Source organism: Exiguobacterium sp. FSL W8-0210 (genome assembly GCF_038006045.1).
Classification (GTDB): domain Bacteria; phylum Bacillota; class Bacilli; order Exiguobacteriales; family Exiguobacteriaceae; genus Exiguobacterium_A.
Genome location: NZ_JBBOUK010000001.1, coordinates 1,311,419 through 1,328,614, shown reverse-complemented (window position 1 = coordinate 1,328,614; position 17,196 = coordinate 1,311,419). Strand labels below are relative to the sequence as shown.

General features: G+C 48.6%; 19 protein-coding genes and 1 pseudogene. 11 read left to right on the top strand and 9 right to left on the bottom strand.

Annotated features, from left to right (window positions below; all coding sequences use genetic code 11):
* Nucleotides 1-206 precede the first annotated feature (206 nt).
* Together MKY22_RS06875 and solA are read left to right on the top strand one after the other, a co-directional pair.
* Complete coding sequence (locus MKY22_RS06875) at nt 207-1,952, top strand: methyl-accepting chemotaxis protein (RefSeq protein ID WP_341087708.1); 1,746 nt, start codon at nt 207-209, stop codon at nt 1,950-1,952.
* A 70-nt stretch (nt 1,953-2,022) separates the two neighbouring features.
* Nucleotides 2,023-3,165 (top strand): N-methyl-L-tryptophan oxidase, encoded by a 1,143-nt coding sequence (solA, locus tag MKY22_RS06870; protein ID WP_341087705.1) that lies wholly within the window; start codon nt 2,023-2,025, stop codon nt 3,163-3,165.
* 55 nt (nt 3,166-3,220) lie between these two features.
* On the opposite strand, the gene MKY22_RS06865 is transcribed toward solA, so the two are convergent.
* Nucleotides 3,221-3,469, bottom strand: coding sequence for a hypothetical protein (locus MKY22_RS06865; protein WP_035408387.1), 249 nt, complete (start codon nt 3,467-3,469; stop codon nt 3,221-3,223).
* Between the two features lie 151 nt (nt 3,470-3,620).
* Between MKY22_RS06865 and MKY22_RS06860 the strand changes: the two genes are divergently transcribed.
* The 4 genes from MKY22_RS06860 (at nt 3,621) to MKY22_RS06845 (ending at nt 6,115) form a co-directional block, all read left to right on the top strand.
* Nucleotides 3,621-4,139: a transcriptional regulator gene (locus MKY22_RS06860; protein WP_341087704.1), complete on the top strand. Its 519-nt coding sequence runs from the start codon at nt 3,621-3,623 to the stop codon at nt 4,137-4,139.
* Nucleotides 4,140-4,239: 100 nt separating this feature from the next.
* Entirely contained in the window at nt 4,240-4,467 is a 228-nt protein-coding gene (locus MKY22_RS06855; protein ID WP_341087703.1) for a PLDc N-terminal domain-containing protein, read from the top strand.
* Nucleotides 4,464-5,348 (top strand): ABC transporter ATP-binding protein, encoded by an 885-nt coding sequence (locus MKY22_RS06850; RefSeq protein ID WP_341087701.1) that lies wholly within the window; start codon nt 4,464-4,466, stop codon nt 5,346-5,348. Before MKY22_RS06855 ends, MKY22_RS06850 begins: the two co-directional genes overlap by 4 nt.
* Complete coding sequence (locus MKY22_RS06845) at nt 5,345-6,115, top strand: ABC transporter permease (RefSeq protein ID WP_341087693.1); 771 nt, start codon at nt 5,345-5,347, stop codon at nt 6,113-6,115. Before MKY22_RS06850 ends, MKY22_RS06845 begins: the two co-directional genes overlap by 4 nt.
* Nucleotides 6,116-6,161: 46 nt before the next feature.
* Here MKY22_RS06845 and MKY22_RS06840 read toward each other — a convergent pair whose 3' ends face one another.
* From MKY22_RS06840 to nikA, 5 genes are read right to left on the bottom strand one after another with little or no spacing between them, the layout of a single operon-like run.
* Complete coding sequence (locus tag MKY22_RS06840) at nt 6,162-6,959, bottom strand: ATP-binding cassette domain-containing protein (RefSeq protein ID WP_341087690.1); 798 nt, start codon at nt 6,957-6,959, stop codon at nt 6,162-6,164.
* Nucleotides 6,956-7,762 (bottom strand): ABC transporter ATP-binding protein, encoded by an 807-nt coding sequence (locus MKY22_RS06835; protein ID WP_445298368.1) that lies wholly within the window; start codon nt 7,760-7,762, stop codon nt 6,956-6,958. The genes MKY22_RS06840 and MKY22_RS06835 overlap by 4 nt, the downstream gene beginning before the upstream one ends.
* Entirely contained in the window at nt 7,759-8,604 is an 846-nt protein-coding gene (nikC, locus tag MKY22_RS06830; protein ID WP_445298367.1) for a nickel ABC transporter permease subunit NikC, read from the bottom strand. The genes MKY22_RS06835 and nikC overlap by 4 nt, the downstream gene beginning before the upstream one ends.
* Nucleotides 8,601-9,542, bottom strand: a complete 942-nt coding sequence (gene nikB / locus MKY22_RS06825; RefSeq protein WP_341087689.1) for a nickel ABC transporter permease — start codon at nt 9,540-9,542, stop codon at nt 8,601-8,603. The genes nikC and nikB overlap by 4 nt, the downstream gene beginning before the upstream one ends.
* Nucleotides 9,543-9,554: 12 nt before the next feature.
* Complete coding sequence (gene nikA, locus MKY22_RS06820) at nt 9,555-11,165, bottom strand: nickel ABC transporter substrate-binding protein (protein WP_341087688.1); 1,611 nt, start codon at nt 11,163-11,165, stop codon at nt 9,555-9,557.
* Nucleotides 11,166-11,420: 255 nt separating this feature from the next.
* Between nikA and MKY22_RS06815 the strand changes: the two genes are divergently transcribed.
* Nucleotides 11,421-11,978 (top strand): hypothetical protein, encoded by a 558-nt coding sequence (locus MKY22_RS06815; protein ID WP_341087687.1) that lies wholly within the window; start codon nt 11,421-11,423, stop codon nt 11,976-11,978.
* 55 nt (nt 11,979-12,033) lie between these two features.
* Here MKY22_RS06815 and MKY22_RS06810 read toward each other — a convergent pair whose 3' ends face one another.
* From MKY22_RS06810 to MKY22_RS06800, 3 genes and pseudogenes are all read right to left on the bottom strand, one after another.
* Nucleotides 12,034-12,543, bottom strand: a complete 510-nt coding sequence (locus MKY22_RS06810; RefSeq protein ID WP_341090086.1) for a GGDEF domain-containing protein — start codon at nt 12,541-12,543, stop codon at nt 12,034-12,036.
* Between the two features lie 18 nt (nt 12,544-12,561).
* A pseudogene (locus MKY22_RS06805) lies at nt 12,562-12,690 on the bottom strand (GAF domain-containing protein); the annotation flags it as partial.
* A 24-nt stretch (nt 12,691-12,714) separates the two neighbouring features.
* A complete protein-coding gene (locus MKY22_RS06800; protein WP_341087686.1) occupies nt 12,715-12,990 on the bottom strand; it encodes a hypothetical protein in 276 nt (91 codons plus the stop codon).
* A gap of 382 nt (nt 12,991-13,372) precedes the next feature.
* Here MKY22_RS06800 and MKY22_RS06795 point away from each other — a divergent pair, with 382 nt between their 5' ends.
* The 4 genes from MKY22_RS06795 to MKY22_RS06780 are packed head-to-tail and all read left to right on the top strand — an operon-like array spanning nt 13,373 to nt 17,191.
* Complete coding sequence (locus tag MKY22_RS06795; RefSeq protein ID WP_341087685.1) at nt 13,373-14,365, top strand: siderophore ABC transporter substrate-binding protein; 993 nt, start codon at nt 13,373-13,375, stop codon at nt 14,363-14,365.
* A gap of 20 nt (nt 14,366-14,385) precedes the next feature.
* Nucleotides 14,386-15,381, top strand: coding sequence for an ABC transporter permease (locus MKY22_RS06790; RefSeq protein ID WP_341087683.1), 996 nt, complete (start codon nt 14,386-14,388; stop codon nt 15,379-15,381).
* Entirely contained in the window at nt 15,378-16,442 is a 1,065-nt protein-coding gene (locus tag MKY22_RS06785; protein ID WP_341087681.1) for an iron chelate uptake ABC transporter family permease subunit, read from the top strand. The genes MKY22_RS06790 and MKY22_RS06785 overlap by 4 nt, the downstream gene beginning before the upstream one ends.
* On the top strand, nt 16,439-17,191 hold the full coding sequence (locus MKY22_RS06780) for an iron ABC transporter ATP-binding protein (RefSeq protein WP_341087678.1): 753 nt from the start codon (nt 16,439-16,441) through the stop codon (nt 17,189-17,191). Before MKY22_RS06785 ends, MKY22_RS06780 begins: the two co-directional genes overlap by 4 nt.
* Nucleotides 17,192-17,196: the final 5 nt, after the last annotated feature.

The following is a 17,196-nucleotide window of genomic DNA, read 5'->3' as shown; positions in this document are numbered from 1 at the left end:
CCATTTTGTTCCCTCTTCCCTCATCTTGTATTTTTTTCTATTTTACTTCTCCCCTAAATCATTCTGAGTAAATCTTTTTTTGAAAAAAACGCTCTATTTTACTGATTTCCACAAAAAAAATCGTCGAATAGTCCTGTTTAATAGCTATTTAAGTGACCGATAATTTAAATACAGCACTAGAATCCACGACGAGAGGAACATGCAACTTGAGTACACCTACGAATCAACACTCACTCCGAACACGTTTATTGACCATCATCAGCCTTATTTTGATTACTTTCTTTATTTTCAGTAGCATTGCACTTTACTTCAACACAAAACAAACCGCCATCTCCACCTTAAAGGCGACCGCTGAAAAAGACGCGCTTCGCATCAGCAAAACGTTCGATACAGCGAGCTATGCAGATTTTCTAAAATCTCCTAGCGCATCCGAACAGTATGAAACGTTACGATCTCAACTCGATACGTTACGAAAGCAAAACGGGCTCCTCTACACTTACACGGCCCGGGTCGACCAAAATAAGGTCCGTTTGCTGATTGACGGTCTCCCCAAAAAAGATGCGGCTAAAATTGATGCGCCAGCAAGCAGTGCAAAAGTCGCGGATATGCAGGATGTATTAAAAGGCGACACACATGCGACGGACATCATTAATGATCCTGAGTATGGGCAGTATATGAGCATCTACGTTCCGTTAAAAGATGCGTCCGGTCAAGTCATCGGCATTCTTGGAACCGACATCGCTGCGAAGGAAGTCGATGCGCTTACGACGGATCTATTACAACAAAACGCTCCGATTTTCATCGGGTTAATGCTCCTGCTGTTAACGATCACCCTCGTCTTGCTCTACATCGTGCTCGGTCGAAAATTACGTCCGCTCGAGACGTTACAGAAAGTCGCTGCCTTGATTGCCGACGGACGACTGGATCAGGCGAAACAGACGTTGAGCGATTTGACAATCGCTTCAAAGGACGAAATCTATGCGCTTGCGATCTCGATTCGTGATATGAATGAAATGCTGCGGACGATGATCGTTGATATCAAACAGACAGCCACTCTCGTCTCGACGACGAGTCAATCGATTGATCAAAGTACATCAGAAGTACTCGACGGATCTGAGCAAATCGCTCATACGATGTCGGAAATCGCAACGGGAACTGAAAGTCAGACGCAAGTCACGCTTTCATTGAATGACGAGATGAATCAGTTCGCAGCATTAATCGAGACGACGAATCAGTCTGGTGTCGAAATTCAAGGAACGACGGATCAGATGGCAATACTGACACGAGTCGGACGGGATCAAATGTCTGCTTCTGTCGAACAGATGCGCCACATTCATCAACATGTCACCCAGTCTGCTGAACAGATTGATCTACTGAAACAGCAATCATCGGATATTCAAACGCTCGTCGGCATCATCCGCGGTATTTCCGAGCAGACGAATCTACTTGCCCTCAATGCCGCGATTGAAGCGGCACGAGCTGGTGAACAAGGAAAAGGATTTGCCGTCGTTGCAACCGAGGTCAAGAATCTCTCAAGTCACGTCGCAAGTAGTGTCAGTGAAATCGCAACAATCGTCACCTCGATTGAAGACAGTGCGCAACAGATGCAACACAGTTTCAAGACGACGGTTGAAGCAACAGCAGCCGGTAAGCAGATCGTCCTTGATACGGATACGACGTTCGAACGGTTGACGGATCAAGTCACGCACGTCTCGTCAGCAACACAGCAGATGACCCAACAGATGGAAGACGTCTTGCAGGCAGAACAGTTCATTCGTAATGCCTTGACGGAAATTGCCGCTGTCGCGGAAGAACATACGGCAAGTAACGAGGAAGTCGCCGCTGCGTCTGAACAGATGATTGCGACGATCACGACGTTGCATACGCTCGTCGGTGATTTAAACGCACGAACGGAACACTTAGAACAAGAAGCCCGTCGCTTCGAGATCTGATATCACATTTGTCATGTTTTGGTTCTCACTTTATACTGGTATGAATATACATATGAAGGAGTCGAACCACATGTCCCAATATGATGTCATCATCGTCGGTGCCGGATCCATGGGAATGGCTGCCAGTTACTATCTTTCACGAACCAATCAAAAAATCTTACTACTAGACGCCCACAATCCGCCGCATGATCAAGCAAGTCATCACGGGGAGACACGGATCATCCGCCATGCCTATGGTGAAGGGGAAGCTTACGTACCGCTCGCGTTAACTGCGCAACGCTTATGGTACGAGTTAGAACAGGTCAGTGGTCGGAGCTTGTTCCTGAACACCGGAGTCTTGAATGCCGGTCAACGCTCGTCCCGTTCGATGCAGACGATCATCAAGAGTGCAGCGCAATACGATTTACCGCTCGAGGTCCTGACGGCTGAGGAAGTTAGAATCCGCTGGTCCGGCTTAACGATGCCCGACGATTATATCGGTTGTTTTGAACCGACGTCTGGTGTGTTGAAGTGCGAGGATTGTATTGAAGCGTATCGCGATCTTGCTGTCGCGAATGGTGTCGACATCCGGACGAATGCGAAAGTGACGACGCTTACCGCCCACGCCACTGGCGTTGACGTGACCATCGGAACAGACACCTATTCAGCTGAAGCGTTGATTGTCGCAGCCGGTGCCTGGTCTGGTCCATTGCTCGAACAGACCGGCCTCTCCTTACCGCTTCGCCCGGTCCGAAAGACGTTTGCCTGGTTCGAAGCAGCGGAAAAAGTATTCAACGACGCGGTGTTCCCTGCCTTCGCCTTTGATACACCCGCCGGTTATTATTACGGTTTTCCAAGTATCGCTCAAGCCGGTCTGAAAATCGGACGACACGATGGTGGTATCCCGGTTGATCCGAATCATCCACGCCGTCCATTTGGTCATGAAGCCGGTGATCTGGCAGATTTACGACAGTTCACGAACACATTCATCCCCTCGATCGGTACCTTATCTCATGGCAAAACATGTCTTTATACGATGACACCGGACGAGGACTTCATCATCGATCTGCACCCGGACTATCTGCACATCGCGATCGCCGCCGGCTTTTCCGGTCACGGATTCAAGTTCAGCAGCTTAGTCGGAAAAGTACTCAGTGAACTAGTCATCGAAAAATCGACTCCTGAACCGATTGCAGCATTTTCGATTGAACGATTTACGAAAGTCAGTGAATAAACCTAAAAAGACCGTCAACGAGAATTTCGTTGACGGTCTTTTTAACTTACATACGTTATTTTTGCTCTGAATTCGACAAGGCTTTATGTTGTGCTTCCGTCGATTTCCACCAGCCGTTGATAAATAAGACAACTCCAACGACTAATGCGATGATTGGAAAGTACATCAAATGATATTCTTCCAGTGCTTCGCCAGCAAATTCCGGTGATAATTCCACATATGCTCGGAAGATCTGAACAATGAAAAATAAGAAAAAGCTTGTGATAAGTGCATATGTACCGTATCGATAGTTAGGATCTTTCATAGGAACGCTCCTTTTCCAATTAGTGTCATTGTAGACTATTCTCGATTTAATTGAAATTTCCTTTCTTTTTACATTATCATTTTTAAGAATACCATTAGTAGCATGATATGATAGCTTCAGGAATCTCATCGATGAAGGAGTTAGATGCATCATGAACTTTAATCTATTTAAAAACCATGTCCGTTTTAAAATTGCACTCGAATTGATTGATCTCGAAGATGGTTTATCAATCATGCAACTGAATCAACGCTTAACGGATGTACCGCAGTCGACCTTATACCGGCAAGTCAATGCGATGATGGACGATCAGTTGTTGAAAATCGTCGCCGTCCAGCGCGTCGGAAAAGTCGAGGAGAAAATCTATGCCTTGAACACGAGTGGTTACCAGATCAGCGAAGCGGACTGGAACAGTGCGACGTACGACGAAAAAGTGAATTTCGTCTCGTTCTACTTCATGTATGTCTTACAGCAGTACCAAACATACTTCGAACAGACCGTTCAAATGGAAGGTCAGGACCACTCGACGTTCTCGATTGTTAAACTGCAGCTGACGGATGAAACCTTCAATGATTTCCAACAGGACATGCGGACATTGCTCGAAAAATATCATCACTTGGAGATGGAAGACCAGGCAAAAGAACGGACCGTCTCACTCGTCATCTTACCGTAAACACTCTCTGTATTCAGGAGAGTGTTTTTTTATCAGTACATCTTTTATTGACTTTTCTATTTTCATTATTGATAATGGAAATAGAAAAGGAGGGTGTTTCATGAATACAGATTTCTCTGCCTTATCACAAATCGACTGGGAACGCTTTATGCCCCTATTATTGATTTATATCTCCATCAACCTGATTCTACTCAGCTGCGCCTGTATCGATTGGTTTAGTCGCAAGGACCGGATCGCGACACCGACTACTTGGTTATTGATTATTCTCCTCGTCCAGCCGATTGGCTCGATTCTCTACTTCGTCCTCGGAAGGAGGATGACAGCATGATTCAGATTTCTCATCTCCAGCTTTCACTTCAACGACGTCTTATCCTAGACGATATTTCCTTTACGATTCACGAACATGAATGTCTTGGACTGATTGGTCCGAATGCTGCCGGAAAGACGACACTCCTGAAATGTCTTAGCGGCATGATCGAGAGTGACCGTGGGTCCATCACGATGTCTTCGCGCTCCATCCGTCAACACCAGCAATCGATCGGCTACTTATCACAACAGACCGACTTTAAGCCTTGGATGACGTGTGAACAATCATTACGTTTTTTCGGTCGCTTGTCAGGTCTCGATCGCGCAACGTTAAATAAGCGGATTCCAGCCGTTCTACATGAAGTTGGACTCCACGACCAACAAACAGAAGTCATCGAACGCCTGTCCGGCGGCATGCGCCAACGTCTCGGAATCGCCCAAGCCATCTTACATGAACCGACATTTTTGATTCTTGACGAACCGGCTTCCGCCCTAGATCCGAGTGGTCGACATGATATCAATCAATTGATTCTCCGCTTAAAGAAACGGATGACGATCATCGTCTCAACGCACTTGTTAGAAGACGCAAAGATGTGTTGCGACCGCTTCCTCGTCATTAAACATGGAAAATTGCTAGGACCGCTCGATAATCAACGCAACGTGGATCAAAACCGGATTCAAGTCGAGACGCTTACAGCTGTCCCTTCGTTTTCTGCGACACGATTTCCACGAGTCGAGATTGATCGAATCAACCCGTGCTGCTATCAGTTCTCCGCACAGCAGCCGCTTGATCTCTCACAATTAGCGATCACTCTGATTCAACAGGGATGGTCGATTGCTTCAATTGCCTATCAACCGATCGGACTCGAGGAACGATTCCTCGACATGGTGGCAGACGTATGAGGACCTTTTATACGCTGACATGGACCGAGTGGTTGGAAGCATGGAAAGAATGGAAGATCGTTTGGTTACCGCTGTTCTTCATTGCCCTCGGGGTGACGCAACCATTGCTGTTGATGTATATGGATGTCTTGCTCGCACACGTCGGAAACGCGGATGGCATCATCGTTGACCCGAATCGTCCTGCTCCGCAATCACTTGACGTCTTTAGCGCAACCATTCATGGACAGTTCAATCAGCTTGGCTTGATCGTTCTGATCATGAGCTTCATGGGACTGTTAGCGTCAGATCGCCAAACCGGCATGCAGGATTTCATTTTAACGCGTCCCGTTTCTCGGAATGTCTATCTGCTATCGAAATGGTTCAGTCACGGTATGATCAGTTTATTCGGAATTCTAATCGGGGCACTCACGTCCTATTGTCTGACCGTCTATTGGTTCGGATTCCTTTCGCCGATGCTTGCGCTACGCATCATCCTCGATTTTAGTCTTTGGACGTTGTTCGTCGTTAGTCTGACATTACTGATCAGCACCTTCTTGCAACGCGCTGTACCGATTGGCATCCTATCGCTCGTCGTCTCCTTGCTTCTTGTTGTACTTCCTTCTCTAAAGCCAGACGTTCTATTTTTCATGCCTGGTGCGCTTCTGTCAGTTCCATCGAACACATCGTTTTTTTCTTCGTCCCATCTGTTCGGTGTCATTTCTTGTCTCGTTTGGATTGTCCTCACACTCGGCTGGTCGGCACTTCAGTTCCGAAAAACGGCTTACTGATCCGGCTCTACAACAAAAAAGGATAACGGAAGCGTTCAGCAGTCCGTTATCCTTTGTTTGGTTGTGTCTTTCGAATCGTTCGTTGTCTTGGGTGCATGGCAAGCTTCGCTTGACGCATCCGTTCAACGGCAGGATCCGTCGCAGCATCGAACGCCGCTAGACTCGGGTAATGACCGACAAGGCGTCCCTGCTCCAAAATTGCAAAGCTGTCACAGAGTTGCTCGGCAGCTTTAATGTCATGCGTGATGAAGACATATGTTAAGCCATGTTTTCGCTTTAAATCAGCTAGCAAAGCGAGAATCAATCTTTTGTTGACCATGTCGAGACTGCTGACCGCTTCGTCTAAAACGATCAGTCGTGGTTCAGCAGCAATCGCTCGCGCAATTGCGATTCGCTGGAGTTGCCCGCCACTGAACTGCGCTGGATATTTCGTCAAATCCGTCGCCTTGAGCCCGACTTGTTCGATTAACGTCATCAAGCGTCGTTGCCGCGCATCTCCCTTTAAACGAATGAAGTTATCAAGCGGTTCCGCAATGATATCAGCCGCTGTCAGCTTCGGATTGACGGCAGCAAACGAGTCCTGAAAGACGACTTGGACGTCACCTTGAAACGGACGTTTTGTCGCGTGGCGATCGACACCGTTAAACCAAATCGTTCCGCTCGAGGGACGTTCGAGTCCGAGCAACAGTCGTCCGAGCGTACTTTTCCCGGCACCGCTCGATCCGAGCAACCCGAGACAGCGTCCGGCTTCAAGCGTCAATGAGACTTCGTGTAAGACAATCTGTGCTGGTTGAAACCGACGCTTGTAGACATGCGAGACTTGATCAATTTGCAGTAGACTCATCCGAGCGCCTCCCTTCCTATATGCTGTGCGAGAAGTGACTGCGTATACGGATGCTGCGGTCGATCAAACAATTCAAAGACATCCGCCTGTTCGACGATCCGTCCTTGCTGCATGATGAGGACTTCGTCTGCAAGTTCAGCGATCACACCGAGATCGTGCGAGATGAGTAACATCGCCGTTCCGTAGTTCGCCCGCATCCGTTCAAGTAACTCAAGAACCGTCTTTTGATTGAAGACGTCGAGCGCGGTCGTTGGTTCGTCGGCAATCAGGACGCTCGGGCGAAGGGCGACGGCTAAAGCGATCATGATCCGTTGCAACATCCCGCCACTCAGCTCGAACGGATAAGCTTTGAGCAACCGGGCGGCATCCGTTAGATTAACTTCTTCAAGTGCCGTCATCGCTTGCTGTTTCGCTTCACGCTTTGAACAACGTGAATGGGTCTGAATCGTCTCGATCATCTGGTGCCCGATCGAGTAGACCGGTGTGAAGGCACTCATCGGATTTTGCATGATGAACGCAATCTCACCGCCCCGAATCGACCGAACAGCGCGTTCCGATAAGGAAAGGATTGATTTTCCGTCCAGTCGGATATCACCGGTCACGTCTGTCGTTTGCGGATTAAGCAGACGCATCAACGCAAGACTCGTTACTGTCTTCCCGCAACCACTTTCTCCGACGAGACCGAGGATTTGACCTGGTTGAATCGAGAACGATACCTTTTCAATCAATGTCATCTGTTGTTTCGTACGGACGGTCAGACCGTCGACAGCTAAGATCGGTTCGATACGGGCACCTCCTCTCATTTCATCGTTTTTGAAACACCGAATTGTTCTGCTAACTGTTCTCCTACTAGATTAAAGCTAATGATGACGAGCATGATCGCGAATCCTGGATAAATCATCAACTCCGGATTCGTCCGAATGTACGATTTTCCTTCATGAATCATCGCGCCCCACTCGGCTGTCGGTGACTGGACACCAAGCCCGAGGAACGACATCGCCGAGATATCCATGATCGCCCAGCCCATCTCAAGTGTCCCGATGACGAGTAGCGGCGGTAAGATGTTCGGCAGGATGTGCGTCCGGATGATCTTCCATGAAGATGAACCGTTGACGCGAGCAGCCGCGATGAACGCTTCCGTCTTCAACGTCATGACCATTCCGCGGAACATCCGCGCGTAATAAACCCACTGGACGAGCATCAAGGCGATGATGACCTGCTTGAGACCCGGACCAAAGATTCCGACGAGACCGAGGACGAGTATCAGACTCGGAAACGCCATTACGCCGTCGCACAGACGCATTAAGAGTTGATCGACCCAACCGCCACGATAGCCGGCAAGTGTTCCGACGAACAATCCGATTGCAAGTGAGGCGATGAAAATCAACACGGCACACCCGAGTGAGATCCGCGCACCATAGATCAAGCGCGACAAGAGACAACGTCCGAGCTGGTCGGTTCCGAGCGGATAGGCTGACGAAGGTCCATGAAGCTTTTGCGTCAAGTCGACGAGATTCGGATCATGCGGTGCAATCCACGGTGCAAACAACGCAACGCCTGCCATGCCAATCAAGACGAGGGCACAGAGATAAAGAAGCGGTGTATATCGCGACCGGATCATCGTTGCTGGAAGTGGAGTATTCATACTGCTCCTCCTTTTTTCGCTAGTCGTGGATCGAGCACGGCTTGAATGATATCAACGAGCAAACTGCTGCCGATGAAGACGAGTGCCGCGAGAAAGACGTAGCCTTGGATGACCGGCATGTCTCGATCAAAGATCGCTTCGATGAAGTAGCGACCGAAGCCGGGCCACGAGAAAACGGTCTCGACGATGATCGTTCCCGTCAGCAACTTCCCGAGGTTCATCCCAAGACCCGTGATCATCGGCGGAATCGCCATCCGAAGGACGTGTTTGCCAAGAATCCGTCCTTCCTTTAATCCACGTGTCCGGGCAAACAAGACATACGGTTCATTCAATGCTTCAATCACACTTCCGCGCAGCAAGCGTGTATAAAGGGCAATCAACGGAAACGCGAGTGTCAATGCCGGTAAAATCAAATGCATCACACTTCCTGTCCCGCCGACTGGAAACCAATCAAGCTTTACGGCAAAGAAGAAGATGAACAGGTACCCGAGCCAAAACGACGGAATCGAAGCCCCGATGAAGGCGATTCCCCGACTCAGATGGTCAAAGAAGCCATTTTTCTTAATGCCGGCAAGGAACCCGAGTGGAATACTGATGACAAGCGCCAGCAACAGACTCGTCAAAGCCAGTTCGACTGTCGGTGGTAAGCGTAACAAGACATCTTCAAGGACCGGTTTACCCGATAGATACGATGTTCCGAAATCAAGCTGCGCCAAGCGGATGACGGCATCGATATATTGTTTATAAAACGGTTGATCGAGCCCAAATTCTGCTCGTTTTGCAGCGAGTAGTTCATCCGTCGGCTGGATATGGGCAGCAGATAGATAGGCCTGTGCCGGATCAACCGGTGATAAATGAATCAACCCGGTTAGAATAAAGACAGCAAGTAACAAGATCGGGATGACGGATAATATACGTTTGACGAGGAAGACCCCCATGTCATCCCTCCTTTACTTGATTCCGATACGCGCGAATGGACTCTCGTCTCGGTTCGCTGGGAACTGGAAGTTCGTCACGTCCGATTGATAGATCGCCATCTTCTTCAAGTACGAGATTGGAATTAACGCACCTTGATCTTGGAGCGATGGCAGAATGTCGGCGTACATCTTCTGACGCTTTGTTTCGTCCGTCGTCTTCAAGACATCTTTGATCTCTTGCAACAGTTGTTCTTTATTCGGATAAGCCGAAATCGCTTCCTTGAAGCCGAAGCCATCCGTATCAATCAAGTTCACGAACGTATGCGGATCATACGGCGCACCGAAGTTACTGTAGAAGTTGATATCAAACCGGTTATCCTTGAAGCGCTGGACTTGATCCGGTAATTCGACAGCTTCTGTCTTCAGCTCGACACCAATTTTTGACCATTCCGACTGAAGTGTCTCGGCCATCGCCTTTTGGACCTGTTCTGCTGCGTCATACATCATCCCGATTTGCAATGGTTGACCGTCTTTGACGCGAACCTTCTCACCTTTTGTCAGTTTCCAACCTGCTTCATCAAGAAGACGATTCGCTTCCTTGACGTCATAATCCCGTTGCTTCACTTTCAAGTTCGATGTGTACGGCATGTTCGGTGGCAAAAGGTAATCAGCCGGTGCTTCTAATCCCGACGTGATCCCTTCAACGAGGGCGGCTTTATCGAACCCGTGCTGTAACGCCTGGCGGACGCGTTCGTCAGACAGACGTTTATTTTTCGTGTTCAAGACGAGGAGACGCGTCGCGACTGGTTCAGACATCTGCGTTTTGTACGACTTATCCGTCTTCAACTGGTTGAAGGCATCGATGCTGATCGCCCCTTCCCCGTAAATTAGATCAACCTGTCCTTTTTCGAGTGCTAAGACACGTGTCTCCGCATCCGGGATGATGTCGACCTTGATGTGATCGACGTTCGGCTTCGGTCCCCAGTAGTTCTTGTTGACCTTAAACGTCGCGTACTGATCCGGTTTGTACTCGTCGAGCATCCATGGACCTGTCCCGACTTCCTTTTTGACACCTTTCGATGTATCGCCGTTCTCCGGGAATCCAGCCTCTCCGAGGAAACGTACCGGACGGACGACCGCGAGTTCCTGAATCGTCGGGTAATAGGCTTCGGATAATGTCAGACGGAATGTCTTCGCATCAACCGCTTCCGTCTTCTCGATTTTCGTGATGAACCCAAGCCAGCTATGTAAGGCTTTTTGTTTAAGGATCGCATCAAAATTCTTTTTGACGATGGCTGCGTCGAACGTCGAACCGTCTGAGAACTTGACGCCGTCACGGAGCGTGAACGTATACGTTTTTCCGTCTTCAGAAATCTTCCAAGATGAGGCTAAGTATGGCTCAAGCTTTCCACCTTCGCCGTAGTGGACGAGTGGCTCATAGATCATCGACTGTGCAAACAGTTGTGATGGATTATAGACGTGTGGGTTCATTGTTCCAACGTCGCGTGGCCACGCGAGCGTCAATGTATCTTTATCTTTTCGCTCTCCTGTCGACTCGCCCGGATTCGAGCAGCCGATCAATAATGATGTCAAAGACAGGATCGAGACGGTAGAAATTAGTAATTTTTTACGGTTAATGTTCATGGTAGATAGATCTCCCAACTTGTATTGATAATCATTTTCAATTGTAAGAGGGAAAGGGAAGGATTGTCAATGGATAATCCAGATGTTAACTGGACGTAAAGACGCTTTTTGACAGGGTTTCCACGCTTAACTGAGTAACATTCTGTGTACGCCTCTTGTTTGTAAATAATTGTAATCAACTGTGTTAAGCGGTATCCTAGTTTGTATGCTGCATTTCTTGTCTAAGGAAATCATTTGTACGGAAAGGATGATAGGATGTCACGACTGATTTCCTCCGTCTCGCTTGTGTTGCTCAGTCTGCTCTTAGTGCTCCCTTTACTGATGATCGATGGACTGATTTTATCCGTCGGAGATGTTTCCTATGACTCGTTCGTTGGTTGTCTCGTATTTCTTTTATGCTTCTATCTTGTCAGTCTACTCGTTAGCGTCGTGTTCGATGGGGTGATGCGTGCGTTCGGTGGCCTTTTTAAACGCCCTGTCTCGAACGTACTCTTTACCGTAGTGAATTTTTGGGTAAGTTTAAGTGTCCTGCTTTGGATGGATCTCTATGTTGAGTCCATCACGATTTCGTTTGCGACGAAAGTCGTCCTCGTTTTTATCCATACATTGTTGTTTTATTTGATGCATCACTTGAGCGACTCGACTGCTAAAGCTTCCGAAGTCACCGAATCACTTGATCCAGTCGTAAAGGAAGCCCTCCGCTTGTTAGAGAATGAGGATCCTGTGACTTGTGTCGAGACGTTGTGTCTCAGGTTTCCTGACCGTACGAAAAAAGACGTCATTCGGATCGTGCATCGCCTACATAGTAAGTAAAAAGACCTGATCGTTTCTGAGGAGATTCAGAAGCGTCGTGTCTTTTAATATTTCGTCATTTATTCGCCTGCTCATAGAACTGATACGTATTCTTTACTGACGACTTAGCGGCATATAGTGCAACGTCCGCCTGCTGTAGCAAGACTTTTAACTCTGGACGAAATTCGGTGTCATATATCACAATCCCGATACTTGTTGACACTCGGTAATCTGTTTCCCACTCACTTAACGAAGTGACGATCCGCTTCGCGAGTCGCTCCCACCTTTCCCTTGAATCAGCATGACCGAAATGGAGGATGAACTCATCACCGCCTAGGCGCACGGCCATCGCATCGTCTTGTTCGCGCACGAACTGTCGCAGACGTTGCGCGACCTCTTGCAAAACAATGTCCCCCGTCTCGTGTCCAAAGACGTCGTTGACTTGCTTAAAGCCATCGAGATCAAGGAAGAACACCGCTCCTGTCTGTCCGGGATGATCCTCGAACTGCTTCGTTAAGTAACGCCGATTATACAGTCCTGTCAACGCATCCTTCCAAGCATGACGCTCAAGCTCCAGATAGTACAAGAAGAGTCGGACGATCCGTTGCAATAGCTGAACATTCTTCTGTTCATACAAGCTGACCCGATTATTGATCGCACATAACGTCCCGAACGTTTCCCCGCTCGTCAAGACGATTGGAATCCCTAAGTAGGACAGGACGTGAGCCTCCTCTAAACCTTTTCGCCAATCGCCGAGTTATTCCGCGTTTGGAATATCTTCGAGGACGACCGGCTGTTTCGTCTCGAAATCAACCAGTTTACATAATGATTGGTTCAGTTCAATCTGCATGCCTTCCACCATCGGAATATCTGCTTTATCGTTTGCAATCTTTAACATTCGTTGTTGTCCTGCTTCGATCGCTGATAAGTACAACATCTGATCCGGTAAAATCTCTTTTGCGAAATCGAGTACATCGTCTGCGAGCTCATCAAAATTTTGATACATCTTCAATTCTTCAAATGGTTGATTCATACAGCACCTCATTTCGAAGTCATCTTCTGTAGCGTCTCTGATTTGAAAATTTGATACATATATTACCACTTTCTCTTTTTGAAGTCGTCTAAACCTCTGTTGCTCAAAAGCGTCCGATGGTCCTATTTCTACATCCAAATGAGAAGGATTATCATTTTTTTATTTTCGTATAGTTTATAGAAGGTAAAAATTCGGACAGCCATTTGACTGGAAATGAGCATTGCGTCTTCCGAATTCGTTTGCTATGATTCTCATTGAACATGACAATGATAATCATTATCACTTATTGAGAACAGATTAATCACGTAGTCATACATAATCCATCTGCTGCTCAATCCGTGATTTATGTGTTATCAAATCAAATATGAGGAGCTGAATCATCATGGGGAAATGGAAAACACCACTCGTCGTGAGTTCGCTTGCTGTTTTACTCGCAGCATGCGGGAATGCAGGAGAAGCGGACACGAAGAAGGACGCAGAAGCACCAAAGACGGTCAAAATCAAGGACGCACACGGAACGGTCAACGTTCCGGTTGATCCGAAGAAAGTCGTCGCACTCGATAACCGGACATTTGAGACGCTTGCCGCATGGGACGTCGAACTTGTTGCAGCACCAGTCGGACTGCTCCCGGCTGAGTCACCTTATGCAAAAGATAAGGATATCGTCGATGTCGGCATGCACTTCGAACCGGACCTCGAAGCGATTGCTGGTGTCAATCCGGACGTCGTCATCGTCGGACAGCGTTTCGCTGATCATTATGAAGACATCAAAAAACTCGTTCCAAACGCCGCTGTCATCGATCTTGACATCGCATTGCCGGAAGACTCTGGTACGCCAGGTGAGTTACTCGTCAAAGGTCTTGAAGATACGACAGAGACACTCGGACAGATCTTCGATAAAAAACAAGAAGCGGATCAGCTCGTGACGACACTCGAGCAATCGATCAAAGACGTCAAAAAATCGTATAACGGACAGGACAGCGTCATGTCGGTCATCGTCTCGGGTGGCGATATTGGATTCTCAGCGCCGATGAGTGGACGTGTCTTCGGACCGATGTATGATTTGTTCGACTGGAAACCAGCGCTCGAAGTTAAACAAAAATCAGGGAACGATCAAGGTGATGAAGTCTCGGTCGAAGCGATTGCTCAAAGTAACCCGGACTGGCTACTCGTCCTTGACCGTGACGCGCCACTCGGAAACGCAGAAGGTGCCGTACCGGCGCAAGATGTCATCGACCGTGCGCCTGCTCTGCAAAAAACGAAAGCAATCAAAGACGACAACATCGTCTATGCACCAAAAGATACGTACTTAAATGAATCGATCCAGACGTACTCGGAATTCTTTACTGACATCGCGAAAGCGCTCAAGAAGTAATGGCACATGCACAGCAACAAATGAATGGAAGAGTTGAGCCACCCGCTCGACCTTCCTTTTCTGTCGTTTGGACGAAGCCGTTCGTCTTGACCTTATGTCTCGTCTTAGCGCTCGCGACGGCGTCCCTCTTCACGGGCGTCTACGAACTACGGAGTGCCGCGAACGATTTCGATATGTTCTGGATCACGCGCGTTCCGCGGACGCTCGCTTTGATGCTGACCGGTGCTGCGATGGCGATGGCAGGACTTGTCATGCAACTGATCACGCAAAACCGGCTCGTTGAACCAACGACAACGGGAACGATCGAATGGGCAGGACTCGGACTGTTAGCCGTTTACTTACTCGTTCCGGCACCGTCACTAATGATGCGGATGACCGGTGCTATTCTTTTTGCATTCATCGGAACGATGGTCTTCTTCTGGTTTCTCCGTTCGGTCCGATTACGGTCATCGTTGATCGTCCCAATCATCGGTCTGATGCTCGGAGCCGTCATCTCCGCGATTTCGACGTTCCTCGGGTTGTTCTTCCGTGCCAGTCAGGCAATCGAAGGCTGGTTCGTCGGCTCGTTCGCATCCGTCCAGATCGGTCGCTACGAATACCTTTGGATCATCATCGGTGTCACGGTCTGCATCTTCTTTCTCGCGAGTCGCTTGACGCTCGTCGGACTCGGCGAAGACGTCGCGACGAGTCTCGGCGTCAACTACAACCGGCTGATGCTGATTGCGACCGGACTAATTGCCCTATCCGTCGGTGTCGTCGCGACTGTCATTGGCAATTTGCCCTTCCTCGGCTTGATCGTTCCGAACATCGTCTCGATGTTTCGCGGTGACGATCTTCGTAGTAATTTGCCGTGGGTCTGTCTGATTGGCATGGCAACGATTCTAATTAGTGATCTGATTTCACGCACGATCATCCGTCCGTTTGAGCTACCGGTCTCCTTGATTCTCGGAACGGTCGGGGCAGCTGTCTTCATCATCATTCTGTTACGTCGACGGAAGACTGGAGGTGTCAGATGAGTACCGCGATTAGACAACAAGAACATACACGAATTCAACCGAGCGTTACACGTGAAACCAATCGCCGAGCGTCTGCGTTTCAGTCGAAACGACTCGAGCGCTGCTACTGGATTCTCCTCATTCTGTTCCTCAGCGGCGGAGTGCTCAGTACGATCGGTCTCTTGCTCTACAATAACCCGGTTCCGTTTGCTTCTCCGTCCTTTTGGCCGGTCGTCGAACGCCGGATCACGGCAGTCATCACGATGGCGATCGCAGCAATTTGCCAAAGTCTTGCGACCGTCGCCTTTCATTCGGTCACGAGCAACCGGATCATCACACCATCCCTGCTTGGTTTTGATGCTCTCTACTCGACGATCCAGACATCGATGATCTTTTTCTTCGGTGCGGGAGCACTCGTCGGCTTTACCGGCACGAGCGCCTTTTTGACACAGGTCGCAATCATGCTCGCGATGAGTCTCTTATTATACGGATGGTTGTTGTCCGGAAAATATGCGAACCTGCAGCTGATGTTGCTCGTCGGAATCATTCTCGGTACTGGTCTCAACTCGCTATCGTCATTCATGCGAAAGATGCTCGCGCCGTCCGAGTTCGATATCTTACAAGCACGATTATTCGGTTCAGTCACGAATGCCGACGCAGCTTACTTCCCGATCGTCATTCCGGTCGTCCTCGTCGTTGGTCTGTTGCTTTACTTTTCGTCCGGACGACTTAACGTCGTCGCACTCGGAAAAGAGGTTGCGACATCGTTCGGTGTCAATCATCGCGGCAGTGTCATCTACTTCTTGATTTTGATTTCACTCCTGATGTCGATGTCGACGGCTCTGATCGGACCATTGACGTTCTTCGGCTTTTTAGTGGCGACACTCAGTTATCAAGTCGCTGCGACGTATGATCATAAATACGTCTTCCCGATGGCATTCGCAATCGGCTTCTTCGTTTTAACGACTGCCTATTTCTTCATGTATCACATTTTCAACACGCCAAGCGTCGTCTCCGTCATCATCGAACTGTTCGGCGGGCTGATATTCCTTATCGTGTTGCTTAGAAAGAGGTCCCTATGATATCACTTGAACAAGTTAAAAAATTGTATACGGATGAGGTCCGAATCGGTCCAATCGACTTAACGATTCCTAAAGGCGGATTCACGGCGTTGATCGGTCCAAACGGTGCCGGTAAGTCGACGACGTTGATGATGATCGGTCGTTTGCTTGATCTCGATGCCGGACAGATCGAAGTCGCCGGGATGGACGTGACAAGTAGCAAATCGAAAGACTTAGCGAAGATCATCACCATCCTGCGGCAGGAAAATCATTTTGTAACCCGGCTGACAGTCCGGCAGCTCGTCGGCTTCGGACGTTTTCCCTACTCAAAAGGTCGCTTGACGGCTGACGATGAGACGATCATCTCGAAATACATCGATTTTCTCGAGTTGACGTCGCTTGAGAACCGCTACCTCGATGAATTATCGGGCGGACAGCGGCAACGGGCATATGTCGCGATGGTACTCTGTCAGGAAACGGAATACATTCTACTCGACGAACCTCTCAATAATCTTGATATCGCCCGCTCGGTCCAGATGATGGGTTACCTACGACACGTCGCTGATACGTTCGGACGGACGATCATCACCGTCTTGCACGATATCAATTTTGCTGCGAAATACGCAGACCACATTTGTGCGATGAAGGACGGACAAATCGCCGCCTTCGGAACGGTTGCCGAAGTCATGGATGAAGCGCTATTATCCGAGATCTTCGAGACTCATCTTGAGATCATCGAAGGTCCATACGGTCCGATTGCCGTCTATTGATACTT